Genomic DNA, 15,691 nt, shown 5'->3' on the forward strand with positions numbered 1-15,691 from the left:
TTCAGAGGACGATCAACCCCAGCACCTCGGCCGCCAGGGCGGGCTTGGCTTGGCCTTCGATCTCGACCGTGGCCCCGATCTTGAGCAGCAGCCGGAAGAAGCCCTTGCGCTCGACTTCGTGCAGGACCGCCCGCAGGCGGATCCTCTGGCCCGGCCGGACGGGGCGGACGAAGCGGACCCGGTCCAGCCCGTAGTTGACGGCCATCCGGAAGCGGGCCTGGAAGATCGAGCTTTCCGCGAGCCAGTGGGGGATGAGGGAGAGAACCAAAAAACCGTGCGCGACCGTGCCTTTGAGCGGCCCCGCCGCCGCCCGTTCGGGGTCCACATGAATCCACTGCCGGTCCTCGGAGCAGGCGGCGAAGGCGTCGATTCGATCTTGGGTCATGGTCAGCCAGTCCGAGAGGATCAGCTCCTTCCCAATCTGGGCCTTGAGTGCGCGGATGGACAGGCGGTCGCTCATGGCTGCGATTAAAACATGAAGTTCAGGCTGGCCGTGAGGGCCAGCGACGACGAGCGGAGCAAGCGGCCGAATTGGTCGCCGTCCTGGACGGTGCGGAGATGGTTGATGTCGCGGCCTTTGCCTTCGCCGTAGGCGTAGAAGAAGGCCAGAAACCGATAGACCAGGCCGATATCCAGGAAGGTGTCGGGAGCGAAGTCCCAGGTCAATCCGGCCCCGGCGTTGAGCCCCACGCCCACATACATGGCGTTGAGGTTCGCTCCCTGGAAAGCCGCTCCGTCCGGGACGACGATCAACGGCACATTGATGCCGATTTGCCCGTAAGGCTGCAGAATCTCTCCCGGCCAGAAGTAGGATCGGCCGCTGATCTCCAGGTTGTGGATCTGGATCCCCTGGGTGCGGTCGGCTACAACGGCCTGCGGCAGAGCCAGCGAATAACGGACTTCCCAGGAACCGTAGGCCGATTTGCGGCCGATCGCCAGGCCGACGTCGAGGTCGGAACCCTTCGTCAGGCGCGGGATGAAAAACGCCTTCTCGAAGTGCCACAGAACGAGACGGGAGCGAAAATCCCCCTGGACGAACTGGGGCCGGATCGAGAGGGACGTGTACCAGCCCTCGTTGCGGGCCTTCGCGATTTCGAATCGCTTGTCGTATCCGGAGGCGGCCTGGCTGAACGCAGCGAGGCCAATGACGGCCAGGAGGATGCCTAGGCCTAGGATTCCGCTCTTTTTCATAGGCATGAATGTAGCTTCCCGATGTAGCCGTGTCAAGCGCCCGGCGAGCCGACGGCGAGCCCTTATCGCCCCGGCCGGTCAAAGACCGGCGCAGATCGCGTTCAGCCGGGTGTCGAGATCTTTCTGCTTGGCCAGGATCTTCCGGAAGCGCGGATCGGCCCGCAGGACGTCCAAGATCTTGTTTCCGATCAGGTAGGGATAACGATAGAGGTAGTCCTTGACGACCAGAAAGCCGCGGTCGATGCCGTCCCGGATCGACGCCAGCGCCTCTTCTTTGCGGCCCAAGAGGCAATAGGCGTTGACGATCTCGTAGCCGAAGGGCCGATCCGAAGCCCGGATCAGGCGGAGGGCTTCAGCCCCGTTTCCCGAGGCCGCCTCGAGCCAGAGCCGGTTGAGATCGTATGCGCGCCTTAGCGTTGACGCCAGAGCGGACGGATTGCCTATGGCCTCGAGCTCCGCCCTTGCTTCGGCCGTCTTCCGTTGGGCCAGAAGCTGGCGAGCCAACAGAATCCGGACCCGGATCTGGGATGGCCCGGCCGGCCCGAGCCCCCGCAGGATCCGTTCCGCTTCGGCGGCCTGGCCTAGGAATCCGCGGCAGCCGGCCAGCTGAAAAGCGGGATTGGTGGACAGCGGATCGGTTTCGCGACTTTTCTCGCCGGCCCGCTCGAGATAGACGACTGCCTTTTCATAGAGCCCGATGCTGCGCAAGTAGGCTCCGACGCTGAGGAGAACGGGCGCCTGTTCCGGCGCCGCGTCCCGGGCCCGCTTGAAGTACCGCGCGGCCTCTTCCTGGTTCTGCTGGTAGAAGTAGGACCAGCCCATGGCGATCATCGAATCGGGCAAGGCGGGGTTGGTCTCGAAGGCGTTGCGATAATTCTCCAGCATCAAGGCCTGATCGGTCGGGTCGCCGGCTTTAACGAAGCGGGCTTCGTGGAGGTCCCCAAGCCCCCGCAAGGCCGGGGTGTAGCGGGCGTCGTGGGCCAATGCGCCGCGATAGAGCTTGGCCGCATCCTCAAAGTCCGCCGCGGCGTCGCCGTCGCGGTAGCGGGCCTCGAAACGGCGGCCCATGAGGTAATCCGTGTAGGCCTCCAGGCTGGCCGGGTCCGCTGCGGATGGCGTGGGGGCGACTTTGACTGTCCGGAACGCCGCCAGCCGTTCTCCCACGTCGTCCGCGATCAGGGCCTGTATGGCAAAATAGTCCCCGACCTTGCCGCCGTAAGGCCTCTTCCAGATCTCCGCTCCCGTCTGCGCATCCCCGAGGGCAAATTCAGCCGTAAGCATCCCGTCGTGGATATTCAGGCTCCCCGTGAGGATGTGCCGGGCTCCCAGCGTGCGGCCGATCTCGGCCAGCCCGGTCGGCGAGCCGGGGAACTGATTCGAGGAATATTCCGAAATGATCTTCAGGCCTCCTGCGGCGGCCAGCTTGCCCCGCAGGCCGTGGGTCATGCCGTCGCAGAGAACGGCCTGGTCCCGGCCCGGACTGCCGTCGACGAGCGGCAGGACCGCCAGCCGCGTCGTCCAGCCTGCCGGAGGGGGTGGGCCGGAGCCGCGGAAGATGAAAAGGTAAGCGCCCAACGCGGCGAGGATGATCAAGCCGGCCGCTACCGCCGCGGACGGGGCGCGGCGGGAGCGAAGCGCGGCCGAGGGCGTGGGCCGGAGGACGGAGGGATGAGCCGGAGCCGCCGGATCGATCTCGGCCGCGATCTCCGCCAGCGCGACGCCCAGGGCTTCCGCCGAAGCCGGCCGCGCGGACGGCTCTTTGACCAAGCATCGCAAAATGAGGGCGTCCAACGACGCCGGGATCGCGGGGTTGATCGAGGCGGGGGACGGCGCGGCGGATTCGAGCCGGCGGCGAGCCATGGCCCGGTTCGATTCGGCCTCGAACGGCAGGCGTCCCGTGGTCATCTCGAAGAGGATGACGCCGAGGGCGTAGAGATCGGTCCGGCCGTCGACGTCCCGCCCCTCGACCTGCTCGGGCGCCATATAGGCCGGCGTGCCGATCATCGCTCCTTCCCGGGTCGGGCCGCTGCCGGCCAGCGGGCGGGCGATGCCGAAATCCATGATCCGCAGCCGATGGCGGTCGTCGACCATCAGGTTCTGAGGCTTGAGGTCGCGGTGGATGATTCCGGCCCGATGGGCGGCGGCCAGACCGTCACAGATTTGGCGGGCGTATTCGACGGCGGTCTGGGGATTGAGGCGGCCGGCCATGCCCAGGACGCTGCGCAGAGTTTGACCTGGAGCGAACTCCATCGTTAAATAGGCGATTCCCTCGGCCTGGCCGAGGTCGTGCACGCGGACGACGTTGGCGTGGGTGACCTGGCGGGCCGACTTGAGCTCGCGCCGAAACCGTTCCATGCCGGTCGCGTCGTCGGCGATCTCGGGCGCCAGGATCTTGAGGGCGATCCGTTCGTTGATCGTCGTGTCCAAGGCCTTATAGACGATCCCCATCCCGCCCCGTCCGGCCTCTTCGATGATTTGGTAGCGGCCTGCGAATAGAGTTCCCGGCGCCAACGCCGGGTCGAACCCTGCCATCGTCCGAGTTTCGATCTCCCCTTCCTCCCGGCCCGAATATAGCCCCCTCCGCGAACGAGTGTCAAGGCAGAGGGCGGCGAGATCGGCTATAATGGGGAAGAGCTTCGGAATCGAGGAGAGCGTTCATGCAAAGCCATCAAGCGGATATCCTGATCATCGGCGCCGGCCCGGCCGGCCTGACGGCGGCCATCTACGCCGCCCGGGCGGGCAAGAAGACGATCGTCCTGGAGGGCGAACGGGCGGCCTCCCGCATGTCGATCGGCTGGGAGCTGGAGAACTTCCCCGGCTATCTGTCCATCAACAGCCAGGATCTGCTGGAGAAGTTCCGATCCCATGCCGCCCATTTCGGGGCCGAGTTCGTCAAGGGCGATGCCATCGCCTTGTCCCTGGAGGGCGATCCCAAGTTCGTCTCCACGACCGACGCCTTCATCGAGGCCAAGACCGTCGTCCTGGCGACCGGCAAGCCGTTCGCCAAGGAGCGCCAGATCCCGGGCGAGGAGCGGCTGGTCGGGTACGGAGTCAGCTATTGCGCGGTCTGCGACGGGCCGCTCTATCGGGGCCGCGAGGTCGCCGCCTACGGCGCGTCGGAAGAGGCCGTTGAAGACGTCATGGCCCTCAATCAGATGGGGGCCAACGTCCATTGGATCACCGGGAAGCTCAAGGATCCGGCCGCCCTGGAAGAGTCCTTCGTCAAGGCCGAGAAGAAGGGCGTCGTCCTGCATGCCGGGATGGAGATCAGGGAAATCGTCGGTGAAAAGGGCGTTGAAAAGCTCGTCCTCAAAGGCCCGGCCGGGGACGAGGAGCTTTCCGTCGCGGCCGTCTTCCTCTTTCGGGAAGTCCCCACCGGCCCGCTCTTTACCAAGGCCGGACTCACCCTCGACCACAAGCAGTGCCTGGCGGTGGATCGGTTCGGGCGAACCAACCTGACCGGCGTCTACGCGGCCGGCGACAACACTTGCGGCGGGCTCCAGGTCGTGGCGGCGGCGGGGGAGGGATGTGTCGCGGCTTTGCAGGCTTTGGCTTATCTGCGGAAATAGCCGGAAAGTCCCTTGGCCTTCCGCCCTCGGCCGCGGTCACCGAAGGAGCGCGTGAACCGGCCGCTGATTGACAAGCCTCAAAAAATGGGTAGCATCAAAACACAAGGAAAGGAGACCATCTGATGAAAAAAATGCTGGTCGCTCTGGTTCTCGTGTCTCTCATGGCGGGCATTTCCATTGCCGGGACCAAGGAGTTCTACAAGGGGTCGTTCACCCTGACGCCCGTCGTCGGGCTCAACAAGTACACCATTCCCTTCGGCCTGAACGCCGAGTATGCCTTCACGAACAACATCGGCTTCGGCGGGACCGCGATGGTCTGGCTGTGGAGCGATGAGTGGATCAAGCAGAGCATCATCAACCTGACAGCCGAAGCCCTCTACCATTTCACCGGGATCAAGGCGTCCGGCCTCGATGTCTTTGCCGGCATGGCCCTGGGCTACTCTGCCTATTCGTATACCCTGAAAATGGGCGACTCATTCCTCGGCGACTCCAGCGGCTCGGGACTCGATCTCGGGATCGTTCTCGGCGGCCGCTATTTCTTCAGCCCCAAGCTGGCAGCCTGTCTGCGGCTAGTCAGCAGCTTCATCGGCGACTGGGCCGGCTTCGGCGGCCAGCTGGGTTTGACAATCCGGTTGAAATAGCCCCTCGGGCGCAGATCGCCGGCCGTCTCCGTCTTCATTCTCGGGGCGAGAGCTGTGCACGTGTTGATATGTTCGCGGCGCCAAACCCCGATTTTCGAATCGGGGGCCATAGCGCCGCTCAGTATTAACCCTTCAAATACCCCGGGCTTCAGCCCGCCCTCATCCGCTTCGCGGCTGAGGACTGCAACCCCGTCGTCGAACCGCCGGTGCGGAAGCCGAGCCCGGGGTATCGAGCGGGTTTATTGGGAGTGATCCCGAGCACGGCGGGGATCGGGTGAGGAAGTAAAAAAAAGGGGCGGGAAAACCCGCCCCCTTGGCGAATCTGTTGGGCCGGCGGCTACTTGATGGCCGCGGCTTGGGTCTTGATCTGGTCCACCATGCGTTGCACGTTCGCTTTCTGGGCCGCGGGCGCGACTGCCAGGGCCTTGTCGGCCGCCTTGATGGCTTCGGCCCCGTTCTTCATCTTGACGTAAACCTGGGCCATCGACGTCCAGGCGACGAAATTGTCCGGGGTCAGCTCGGCCGCTTTCTTGGCCGCTTCCAGGGCGCTGTCCAGGTTTTTCTCCTGGCGGGCCCAGAAAGAGGCGTAGGGAGTGAGGACTGTCGCGTTGGCCAGGTTCTTCTTCAGGAAATCCGGTCCGTAGCAGGCCAGAGCCTTGTCCTCTGCGCCGATGTCCAAGTATGCCTGGGCGAAGCTCGTGAGCGCGCGGGCGTTGTCGCCCGCCGTCTTGATGGCCGCGTCGACAGTGGCAACGGCTTGGGCCTTGTCGCCTTTGAGCGCGTAAAGCCGAGCCAGGTTGAGCTCCAGGCTGGAGTTCATGATGACGCCGCCGGGTCCGACCATCACCGTCCCCGGAACGGCCCCTTGCGGAGCCGCCGAAGACTTGGACATCGCAATGGCCGCCTTGGCCAGCTCGATGCCCTTGTCGACGGGCTCCTTGTCCTGCAGGATGCGCTGGACCCAAGCCGTGAGCGGCATGGCGTCGTTGGGGAAGCGGGCGGCGTATTCGGCGTAGAACGTGGCCGCCTGGTCCTTGGGCGCCGTGCGCGCGAAGTAGGCGCCGCTCAGGCGAGCGTAGGCCGTCTTGACCATCTCGCCGCCGGGGTACTTCTTGACGAAGGCCAGCATCGCGGCCGGATCGGCGGGACGGGTGCCCAGCGCGGCGATGCCGATATTGAACTCGGCGTACTTGGTGTACGTCACTTTTTCGGAGACGCCGGGCTGGCCGGGCTCGTAAAGCGTCGTTCCCTTCTTCCCGTCGGGATCGAGGGCTACGACCTTTTTGTAGAATTCGGCCGCCTTGACCTGGTCGTAGCGATCTTCATACTTCCTGGCCAGCTTGAAGACGGTCTCGACCGCATTGGGGTCCTTGGCAAAAGCCAGCATCAGGCTCTTGTAGGTGCCCTCGCCTTTTAGAATATTGTCGACTTGGTCCTTGAATTTGTCGGCCGGGGGATCGTAGCCGAGGATCCAATCCACGGCTTCGCCGCTGCCGTCAAAGAACATGATTGTCGGGGTGGCCCTGACCGCGTACTTGTCGAAGACGATCCGTCCCGCGGGTTCCTGCGTAAAGACCCGGAAAAGAACGAAGTTCTTGGTCAGGAAATCCTTGTACTGGGGGTTGTCGTAGAACTGCTCACCGAGCAGTTTGCAGCTCGGTCACGTGTAGGAGTTGAAGTCGAGGAGAACCAGCTTGTTCTCCGCCTTGGCCTTGGCGAACGCTTCGTCAAGCGAGCCCTGGAACCAGGGCAGGCTCTGGGCGGAAGCAGCCGCGGCCAACAGGAGGAGAAGCGAAAGCGCCAGGGCTTTTTTCATGAAGACCTCCGTTGGAATAAAGAACGGAGGGACTATAGCCCAGGCCCGGGGCGGAGTCAATCAGCCTTCAGAATAGGGGGGAATGGCCGGGAGGGCGCCGCGGGGACGCCCTCCCGGAGAGAAGGGCTTACTTCTTGTCCGCGGCCTGGGCGGTCTTGATCCGCTCCAGGGAAGCGCGCATCGCCGGCTTGATTTGATCGTCGGCCAAGGCGACCGCCTTCTCGGCGGCCTGAACGGCCTCGTCCCACTTCTTGACCTTCTGAAGCGCCGTTGCCAGGCCGCTCCAATAGTAGTATTTGTCGGGGTCCGTGGCGATCGCCTTGCGGAGCGCCGCCAGCGCGGCATCCATGTTCTTGCCCTGGCCGCTCCAGAACGCGCCGTAGCTGTACTGGTTGGTGGATTTGTCGCCGTTCTTCGCGAGCCAAGCCGGGCCGAAGACCTCCATGGCCTTGTCCTCGCGCCCGAGCTTGATCAGGACGCTCGCCCCCTGCTGAATGATGTACAGAAAATCCGGTTTCAGCCGCATGGCCGTTTCGACCATTTCTAGGGCGCTATCCTTGTTGGCATCGCGCCCGGCCCAGAACTGGGCGTACTCGATCAGATCGATGGCCAGAGCGGTGGCCTGGCCTTCCATGAATGACTTGCCATAGACGTCCTCGATCTTGGCCGTCTCGTTGCGGTTGGCGTAAAGCTCGGCCACGTCCTTGTTGTACCCCCGGACCGGGTTGGATCGGGTCAGGGCCCGGATCCGGGCGGCCAGCTCGGCACCCTTGTCGAAAGGCCCCTTGTCCCGGTTGATGCGGGCCAGCCACATATCCAGGACTTTCGGATCGTTGGGGAACTTGCCCGCGTACTCCTCGAAGAACTTGGCCGACTCCTCTTTCGTACCCTGGTAGGAATAGGCGAAGGAAAGCGTCTGATACGCCTGCTTGAGAAGTTTGCTGTCGGGATACTTGGCGATGAAAGCCCGCATCGACGCCGGGTCCGGCTTCATCGTCATGACCGAATTGTAGCCGATCTGGTACTCGGCATATTCGGTATAGGGGACCTCTAGGCCGTCGGGTTCCACCCGGTACGGCCCGGTCGTGCCTTGGGGGTCAAGCGCGATGACAGCCTGGAAGAACTCCTTGGACTTGGCCTCGTCGTAACGGTCGCCCCATTTCAGGGCCAGCTTGAAGACCGTCGGGACGTCCTTGGGATTCTTCGCATAAGCCGCGGCCAAAACCCTGTAGGTGTCGATGCCGGCCGGGATCTTGAGCATCTTCTCATGAAAGACGTCGGCCGGAAGATCGTAGCCGACGATCCAGTCGATCTCCGCCCCGGAGGCGTCCAGGAAGAGGATGGTCGGCGTGGCGTTGATCTTGAAGCGCTTGAACAGGGCGCTGCCTGCTTTGTCGGCGCTGTCCGCCCGGACCATGACGAACGTCTTGTCGAAGAAGCCTTTATACTTGGGGTTGGTGTAATACTGCTGACCCAGCAGTATGCAGGCCCCTCAGCCACCGCTGAAGAAGTCGACGAGAACGAGCTTGTTCTCGGACTTGGCCTTGGCCACGGCCTGTTCCACGGTGCCGGGGAACCAGGTCTGGGCCGAGGCGGCGGCGGCGAGGAGCAGGATCAGGACGGGAACGGCGAGCTTTTTCATTCCGGCCTCCTCGAGAATCGGCGGACGGGTTTCGTCCGCCCGCAAAAGAATACATCAAAGAATAGGGGGACACCATACATAACTCCCGAATTATTTCCGCGAACTTTTATTGACGGCAACGGGGCCATAAATTGACAGGAAGCTCTCGTTGAAAACAGCAATTCGGGAGTTATATAGGGTGTCCCCGAATTAAAAAAAAAGGACGAGCCCGAAGGCTCGTCCTTGTAGAACTTCGGATTCGTCTTACTTCTTTTCGGGGGCCAGAAGCTTGTCGAGAGCGGGCTTGTACATCGGCTTAACCTGGTCGGGCGCCAGCTCGATGGCCTTCTGATAGGCCTTGATCGCCTCGGTCTTGGCGCCCGTCTTGCCCAGGATGTCGCCCAGGTTGGCCCACTGGTAATACTGGGCCGGCTTGAGCGCGACGGCTTTCTTGGCTGCGGCCAGGGCGCTGTCCAGATTCTTGCCCTGCCGGGCCCAGAACGAGGAGTAGGAGTAGAGCGCGGAGGCGTCGGTCATCTTGGCCTCGGCCCATTTCGGGCCGAACAGGGCCATGGCTTTATCCTCCAGGTTCATCTTCACGTACAGCGCGGCCGCCTGCTGGATGAAATAGGCGTTCTCCGGCTCGAGCTTGAGGGCCGTCTCGGCCATGGCTCGGGCGCTGTCCAGGTTTTCATTCTTTCCCAGCCAGAACTCGGCGTAGGAGATGAGGTTGTAGCCCAGGCTCTGGACCTGACCATCGGCGTATTCCTTGCCGAAAGCGGTCGCGGCCTTGGCCTTGTCGCCCTTGGCCAGGTAGAAGTCGCCCAGCGACTGCTGGAGATAGGGATCCTGGTTGCGCTGGGTCAGCCGCTCGATCGTTTCAGCCAGCTCCAGGCCTTTGTCATAGGGCCCCTTGTCCATGACGATCCGGTTCAGCCACGCCTGCAGGGCGTAGGGATCATCGGGGTACTTGGCCGCGTACTCGGCGAAGGCGGCGGCCGCTTCGTCCTTGGACGCTTGACGACCGTAGTAATTGGCCATAGACGAATAGGCGCTCTTGACCATCGGACTCGAGGGGTACTTGGCAATGAAGGCCTTGATCGGCCCCATGTCCGGCTTGGCCGTCCGCGGCATCGTCGTGGCCAGGCTGTACTCGGCCATGACCGTGTAGGGCACGGTCACCTTGGTGTACTCGTTGGTGTAATTGCCCGACTTGCCCTCGGGATCGAGGGCGATGACCTTCTTGTACAGCTCGATGGGCTTGACCTCGTCGAAGCGGTCGGACCACTTGCGGGCCAGCTTGAAGGCCAGGGCGGCGTCATTGGGGTTCTTGGCGTAGGCGTCGTTGACGGCCTTGAAGGTGTCCTCGCCCTTGATGACCTTCTCCAGCTTGGCCTGGAAGTTCTCGGGCGGGGGGCCGTAGCCGACGAACCAGTCCACTTCGGCCCCATCGGAGCCGAGGATGATGGTCGTCGGGGTGGCGCGGATAGCGTACTTTTTAAAAACGGCGCTGCCGATGTCCGTGTCGGTATCGGCGCGGAAGAGGACGAAATTCTTGTCCTGGAAGGCGTGGAACTTGGGGTTTTCGTAGAACTGCTCACCGAGCAGTTTGCAGCCCCCTCAGCCGGCGCTGAAGAAGTCGATGATGACCAGCTTGTTCTCAACCTTGGCCTTGGCCACGGCCTGGTCCAAAGAGCCTTTAAACCAGTTTTGGGCCGAAGCGAAGGAGGCGAGAACAAGCACGAGTGCTATGACCAGTGCTTTTTTCATGCTTACCTCTCTTGAAGATACTACTTTCGACCGGGGTGGCCTGTCAAATTCGCTGACGACGGCGCAGCCCGGGCGGAAGCCGTTCGTAAGAGAATACGCCGTTTCGGCCGTGAAGGTTACGATCCGGAAGACTATTTTTTTTCGGCTGCGGCCGCCTTGGCTTTCTCCAGATTCTTCTGCATGGCCGGCTTGGCCGCGGGGGAGGCGAACTCGACCGCCTTTTCGGCTGCTTGGACGGCTTCTCCGTAGTTTTTCATCTTGAGCAGGACGTCGGCCATGGCCTGCCAGTGGTAGTAGGCTCGGGGCCGGAGGTCCAGCGCCCGTTTGCACGCGGCCAGGGCGCTGTCCAGGTTGATTCCCTTCTGGGTCCAGAACCAGATGTAGGACCGCAGCTCGCCGGGCTCGTCCCAACGGGCGCGAACGAATCCGGGCCCGAACAAATCCAGAGCTTTGGCCTGGTCGCCCAGCGTCAGAAACACGTCGGCGGCCTGCTGGAGAATGTAAGGGTTCCCGCCCAGGAGCTTCACGGCGGCTTCGGCCATCGACCGGGCGCTGTCCTGGTGGAGGCCCTGCTTGACCCAGAAGTCGGCGTATTCGAGGAGTCCGAAGGCCGTCGAGGACAGCAGGCTGTCGGCGAAAGCGAGGCCGAACTCTTCTTCGGCCTTGGCCTTGTCCCCGCTGTCGACGTAGAACTGGGCCGTGAGGGCGGTCAGGAACGGCTCGGGCGAGTTTTCGGTCAGCTCTTTCAGCCGCTCGGCGATCTGGCGGCCTTTGTCATAAGGTCCCTTCTCGGCCATGATCCGCTGCAGCCAATAGTAGAGGACCATGGAGTCGGACGGGAAGCGGGCGGCGTATTCCTCGTAGAACGCGAAGGCTTCCTCTTTGGGCGCCGATCGGATGAAGAAGATTTCAAGGCTCGAGTAGGCCTGACGGATCATCTCGCCGGCCTGGTGGGTTTTGATGAACTCTCTCATTGGGACCGGGTCGCGCTTGCCGGTCAGCGGGGCGTAGGCGATCTGGTATTCGGCCCATTCCTTATAGGGGACCGCCACTTTCATGTAATCGGGCTTGTAAGAGCCGGCCTTGCCGTCGGGGTCGAGGGCCAGGACTTCGCGGAACTTCTCGGCCGCCTTGTCGGCCATCGCCCGCATGCGGTACTTCTCGCCCAGCTTGAAGACCGCGGACACATCCTTGGGGTTCTTGGCGTAGGCCTGGGTCAGGGCCCGGACGGAGTCGATGCCGTCCAGGGCCAGCTTGACCTTGGCCTTGAACTTGTCCGCCGGCGGCGTATAGCCGACGATCCAATCGATCTCGTTTCCGTCGCCGTCCAGGATCAGGGCGGTCGGCGTGCTCCGGATGCCGTACTTGGCGAAGAGGGCGGCGCCTTTCTCTTCGTCCCGGTCGGCCCGGAAGGGGATGAAGTTCTCTTTCAGAAAGGAGGCGTAGGCGGGGTTTTCGTAGAACTGCTCACCGAGCAGTCGGCAGCCCCCTCAGCCGTCCGAGTAGAAGTCGACGATGACCAGCTTGTTCTCGGTCTTGGCCTTGGCCAGGGCCTCTTCGAACGACCCGGGGAACCAGCCCTGGGCCGAGGCGGCGGCGGCGAAGGCAAGGAGGAGGGCGATGGCGAGCGCGGCGCGTTTCATGGGCACCTCTCGCCCCCGAATGTAGCCCCGCGCCGCCGCACCTGTCAATATAAATAGGGGGACGAGCTTTGCCGTCCTCGTTGATTGAACAACGAGGGCACCATACGTAATCCCCTATCCTATTTGCTGCAAAGGGTGCCGACTGGGGCGGGCAAACTGAATTTTATCGATGATTGACGCAATAGGATCGGGAGTTACGTATGGTGCCCTACCATTCTTACGAATGATAGGACTGCCGAGCCCGTCCCCCTATTCTTTTTTGATGACGAAAGAGGACGTGATTGCGATGCTGCCTTTGAGCATGGCCCAGACGGGGCAGTACTTTTCCTCGGACATCTTGATCGCCTTCGCGACGACGGCGGGATCGATACCGGGCCCGGCCACCCGGAACTCGAGGTGGATCGCGGTGAAGACCCGGGGATGCTCTTCGTGCTTGTCGCCGGCCGCCCGGACCGAAAAAGCCCGGACATCCTGCTTCATCTTCTGAAGAAGCGAGACCGTGGTCTGTCCGGAACACGAGGCCAGGGCCATCAGCAGCAGCTCCGTCGGCTTGTGCCCGAGCCCGTCGCCGAGCGGCGGCAAATAATCGATGGGCACGGGGTGATCGAACTCGGCCGTGCCTTCAAAATGATATCGGCCCGTCCACTTCGTTTCGCAGGTCGATTGTTCCGGCATTGGGGATTCCTCGTTTTATGCGTTCTTTTTCTTGGCCGGTACGAAATGAACTCCCGGCAAGCTCTCGAAATGGCGGTCTTGGGTCCAGATCTCGGCGTCGCAGCGGGCCGCCGTCGCGGCGATGATGCTGTCGGCCGTCGGTAGTCGATGGGCCAGGCTGATCCGAGCCGCGCGTACGGCGATATCCTCGGTCAACTCGATGATCCGGCCCTGCCTCATGGCGGCTACAGCCTGCACCGCCGCATCTTCCCCGCGCTCTCGCGACGCGACCTTGAAGACCTCGAATATCACCAAAGTCGGGACGAGGAGATCTTCCTTGGCGGCCAGGGCAGGTTCGAAAAAGGCCGCGTTGGGACCGTCGGCGAAGAATTCAAGCCAGCCCGACGAATCGACTAGATTCACGTTCGATCGTCCTCCCGCTCGAATCCCGTATCGATTCCCCGTAGGAAGCCGCGGAGATCGGAAAGCTCCCGCTCCGGGACAAGCTCGATCCGATCGCCCAAGATGAGAACCTGGATTTTCTGCCCGGGCTTGAGGTTCATCGCCCGACGGACATTTTTCGGAATTACAACCTGAAATTTAGGAGATAATTTTACTGTTTCCAATGTCTTGCTCGATCGATTATAGATATGTTTAACGATATCTCTATCGATCGATATTGTCAAGCCCGATGCTTTTCCGTTCATCATAAGTAGAGACGAACGAAACCGCTCTTTTTCTCTGCGATTACTTCAGTTCTTTGCGCGGCACCATCTCGTCCGCCGTGGCTGCGTGCCAGGCATAGGCGGCCATGATGACGGCGTTCTTGATCAGGTCTTGCGGCTGGATCGTGTCCAAAAAGTCGAGATTGGTATGGCCCGCCGTTCCCGGGATGCGGTCCTGAATGAACTGGAACCCGGGCAGGCCGGCCCGGTCGAACGAGACGTGGTCGGTCGAGCCGACGCTCTGGTTTGAGACGGCCCAGCAGCCCATGTCGCGGAACGGCTCCATCCAGGCCGCGAGCATCCGCCGAGCCCGCTCGTTGCCCTGCAGGTAGATGCCGCGGAAAGCCCCAGCCCCGTAATCCATGTTGAAGTAGGCCGAGAGCTTGTCGTACTCGGGCTTTTTGCCGATCCTGGCGTCTTTGGGATCGCCGAAGTGCTTCTTGACGTATTCGCCCGATCCGAACAGCCCCTGCTCCTCGCCGCCCCACCAAGCCACCCGGATCGTCCGGCGCGGCTTGGCTCCGATCGCCTTGAGAATGCGCGCCGCCTCCAGGGCCACGGCGCAGGCGGCGCCGTCGTCGCTGGGGCTCGGGCTGGCGTGCCAGGTGTCGAAGTGGGCACCGATGATGACAATCTCGTCCTTGAGGTCGGAGCCGGGAATCTCGCCGACGAGGTTCTGGGCCCACTCGCGCTCCTTGCCGATGCGGTTGCGGACTTCGACCTCGACCTTGACCGGGATGTTCCGCTTCAGGATGCGGTACATCCGGTTGTAGTGCTCGGGGGTGATCGAGAGGATGGGAAGCGAGGCCATGGTAGCCTCATAACCCCATTTATCGTCGCGCGTCCCGGGCCGGGCGAATCCGGTGACCGCGCCGGGCCGGCCGCTGGGGCATTGGAAAACGACGAGGGCGCCCTCGGCCTTGAAGAAGGCGATCTTATCCTCGGGCCGCGCCTGATCGGGATTGGGTCCGCCGCCGCCGGCCGCGGGATTCGCGGGCCGGGGCGCCGGAAGGACGGTCTCTTCGAGCTTTTTCAGGTCTTCGTCGGTGTAGCGGTTGACCGTGGCGAAAATAGCGTAGGGATCGACGGCCGCGGGCGGCGTCATCAAGATCGCCGCACCTTTGAGCTTGCCCTTGAGCTTGGCCAAGTCGGTCTTGGTCTGGGCGTCGACGATGACGGCCGGGAGGGTCAGCTTGCCGTTCGTGCCCGGCGTATGGGCCAGCGGGTAACCGACCATCATCTGGTAGTCGGGCTCAAGCATATGGATCGAAGTGTATTCGTTGTCCCAGGCGACTCCGTAGTCCATGAACGGTTCCAGGGCGACGTTCTCGAGCCCGACCTGGACGAACTTGTCCTTGGCCCAGGCGTGGCCCTTCTTCATGTCTTGCGAGAGCGTCAGGCGCGGCCCGATGACGTCGGTCATGTAGCCGACGACGTCCATGACCTGCGAGCGTTGCAGGCCTTCCTCGCGGATGCGGGCGACCGTGTCCCAGTCGACCTTCGGCGAGCCGGATTGGGCGAAGCCAAGGAGCGGGACGAGGATCAGGGCGGCGATGAGAGATTTGCGGGCCAAGGACATGGCGGCCTCCTTGCGGGTTTAGTCGAGACTCCCTCTTTTATCCCATTCCCCGGGGATTTTCAAATCGGTCCGCAACCCTATCCGCCGAGTGATTTTTGCGAGAGCGCTATTCCGGCGGCGTCCTCCTCGATTACAATAGCTCCGGAGCGTGCCGCCATGAAATTGAATCAAATCCCTTTCGGTTTGACGGATTGGTCCACCGTAGAGGCCAGCGTTCATCCGGGAGCGTCCGGTCAAGCGCTCTGGAGGACCCGCCAATTCGACGACATCCGGGTGCGTATGGTGGAATACTCCCCCGGCTACGTTGCCGACCATTGGTGTTCGAAAGGCCATATCCTCTTAGTTTTAGAGGGTGAGCTGACGACCCGGCTCGAGGACGGACGCGAGTTTACCCTCACACCCGGCATGAGCTACCAGGTGGCCGACGACACCGAGCCCCATCGCTCCTCCACGCGAACGGGCGCCAAGCTGTTCATCGTTGA

At 62.6% G+C, this 15,691-nt stretch carries 18 protein-coding genes; 3 read left to right on the forward strand and 15 right to left on the reverse strand.

Annotated elements, in window-relative coordinates:
- Position 1 precedes the first annotated feature (1 nt).
- The 3 genes from NTZ26_12605 to NTZ26_12615 form a co-directional block, all read right to left on the reverse strand.
- Positions 2 to 460 carry a MaoC family dehydratase gene (locus tag NTZ26_12605; protein MCX6561340.1) on the reverse strand — a complete coding sequence of 153 codons (459 nt, stop codon included), beginning with the start codon at positions 458 to 460 and terminating at the stop codon, positions 2 to 4.
- Between the two features lie 8 nt (positions 461 to 468).
- Positions 469 to 1,197: a hypothetical protein gene (locus NTZ26_12610; GenBank protein ID MCX6561341.1), complete on the reverse strand. Its 729-nt coding sequence runs from the start codon at positions 1,195 to 1,197 to the stop codon at positions 469 to 471.
- A gap of 72 nt (positions 1,198 to 1,269) precedes the next feature.
- The gene (locus NTZ26_12615) at positions 1,270 to 3,723 is read right to left on the reverse strand and encodes a protein kinase (GenBank protein ID MCX6561342.1); all 2,454 of its coding nucleotides are present in this window, start codon (positions 3,721 to 3,723) and stop codon (positions 1,270 to 1,272) included.
- A 125-nt stretch (positions 3,724 to 3,848) separates the two neighbouring features.
- On the opposite strand from NTZ26_12615, the gene NTZ26_12620 reads away from it, so the two are divergent.
- Both NTZ26_12620 and NTZ26_12625 read left to right on the forward strand, forming a co-directional pair.
- Positions 3,849 to 4,760 (forward strand): FAD-dependent oxidoreductase, encoded by a 912-nt coding sequence (locus NTZ26_12620; protein ID MCX6561343.1) that lies wholly within the window; start codon positions 3,849 to 3,851, stop codon positions 4,758 to 4,760.
- Between the two features lie 122 nt (positions 4,761 to 4,882).
- The gene (locus tag NTZ26_12625) at positions 4,883 to 5,401 is read left to right on the forward strand and encodes a hypothetical protein (protein ID MCX6561344.1); all 519 of its coding nucleotides are present in this window, start codon (positions 4,883 to 4,885) and stop codon (positions 5,399 to 5,401) included.
- A gap of 337 nt (positions 5,402 to 5,738) precedes the next feature.
- Here the strand turns inward: NTZ26_12625 and NTZ26_12630 are convergent, their stop codons facing one another.
- The 12 genes from NTZ26_12630 to NTZ26_12685 form a co-directional block, all read right to left on the reverse strand.
- Complete coding sequence (locus NTZ26_12630) at positions 5,739 to 6,908, reverse strand: hypothetical protein (GenBank protein ID MCX6561345.1); 1,170 nt, start codon at positions 6,906 to 6,908, stop codon at positions 5,739 to 5,741.
- A 153-nt stretch (positions 6,909 to 7,061) separates the two neighbouring features.
- Positions 7,062 to 7,217 (reverse strand): hypothetical protein, encoded by a 156-nt coding sequence (locus tag NTZ26_12635; GenBank protein ID MCX6561346.1) that lies wholly within the window; start codon positions 7,215 to 7,217, stop codon positions 7,062 to 7,064.
- A 127-nt stretch (positions 7,218 to 7,344) separates the two neighbouring features.
- On the reverse strand, positions 7,345 to 8,634 hold the full coding sequence (locus tag NTZ26_12640; protein MCX6561347.1) for a hypothetical protein: 1,290 nt from the start codon (positions 8,632 to 8,634) through the stop codon (positions 7,345 to 7,347).
- 75 nt (positions 8,635 to 8,709) lie between these two features.
- Positions 8,710 to 8,859, reverse strand: a complete 150-nt coding sequence (locus NTZ26_12645; GenBank protein MCX6561348.1) for a hypothetical protein — start codon at positions 8,857 to 8,859, stop codon at positions 8,710 to 8,712.
- 243 nt (positions 8,860 to 9,102) lie between these two features.
- Positions 9,103 to 10,278, reverse strand: a complete 1,176-nt coding sequence (locus tag NTZ26_12650) for a tetratricopeptide repeat protein (protein ID MCX6561349.1) — start codon at positions 10,276 to 10,278, stop codon at positions 9,103 to 9,105.
- 180 nt (positions 10,279 to 10,458) lie between these two features.
- Positions 10,459 to 10,608, reverse strand: coding sequence for a hypothetical protein (locus tag NTZ26_12655; GenBank protein ID MCX6561350.1), 150 nt, complete (start codon positions 10,606 to 10,608; stop codon positions 10,459 to 10,461).
- Positions 10,609 to 10,739: 131 nt separating this feature from the next.
- On the reverse strand, positions 10,740 to 11,795 hold the full coding sequence (locus NTZ26_12660) for a hypothetical protein (protein ID MCX6561351.1): 1,056 nt from the start codon (positions 11,793 to 11,795) through the stop codon (positions 10,740 to 10,742).
- Between the two features lie 303 nt (positions 11,796 to 12,098).
- The gene (locus NTZ26_12665) at positions 12,099 to 12,251 is read right to left on the reverse strand and encodes a hypothetical protein (GenBank protein MCX6561352.1); all 153 of its coding nucleotides are present in this window, start codon (positions 12,249 to 12,251) and stop codon (positions 12,099 to 12,101) included.
- A gap of 249 nt (positions 12,252 to 12,500) precedes the next feature.
- A complete protein-coding gene (locus tag NTZ26_12670; protein MCX6561353.1) occupies positions 12,501 to 12,926 on the reverse strand; it encodes an OsmC family protein in 426 nt (141 codons plus the stop codon).
- 15 nt (positions 12,927 to 12,941) lie between these two features.
- Complete coding sequence (locus NTZ26_12675; GenBank protein ID MCX6561354.1) at positions 12,942 to 13,328, reverse strand: type II toxin-antitoxin system VapC family toxin; 387 nt, start codon at positions 13,326 to 13,328, stop codon at positions 12,942 to 12,944.
- Positions 13,325 to 13,531: an AbrB/MazE/SpoVT family DNA-binding domain-containing protein gene (locus NTZ26_12680; protein MCX6561355.1), complete on the reverse strand. Its 207-nt coding sequence runs from the start codon at positions 13,529 to 13,531 to the stop codon at positions 13,325 to 13,327. Before NTZ26_12680 ends, NTZ26_12675 begins: the two co-directional genes overlap by 4 nt.
- A gap of 121 nt (positions 13,532 to 13,652) precedes the next feature.
- Complete coding sequence (locus NTZ26_12685) at positions 13,653 to 15,209, reverse strand: M20/M25/M40 family metallo-hydrolase (GenBank protein ID MCX6561356.1); 1,557 nt, start codon at positions 15,207 to 15,209, stop codon at positions 13,653 to 13,655.
- A gap of 156 nt (positions 15,210 to 15,365) precedes the next feature.
- On the opposite strand from NTZ26_12685, the gene NTZ26_12690 reads away from it, so the two are divergent.
- On the forward strand, positions 15,366 to 15,691 hold a 326-nt coding region (locus tag NTZ26_12690; protein ID MCX6561357.1), incomplete at its 3' end, for a DHCW motif cupin fold protein.

The sequence above is a fragment of the Candidatus Aminicenantes bacterium genome (genome assembly GCA_026393855.1).
In the GTDB taxonomy this organism is placed as follows: Bacteria; Acidobacteriota; Aminicenantia; order Aminicenantales; family UBA4085; genus UBA4085.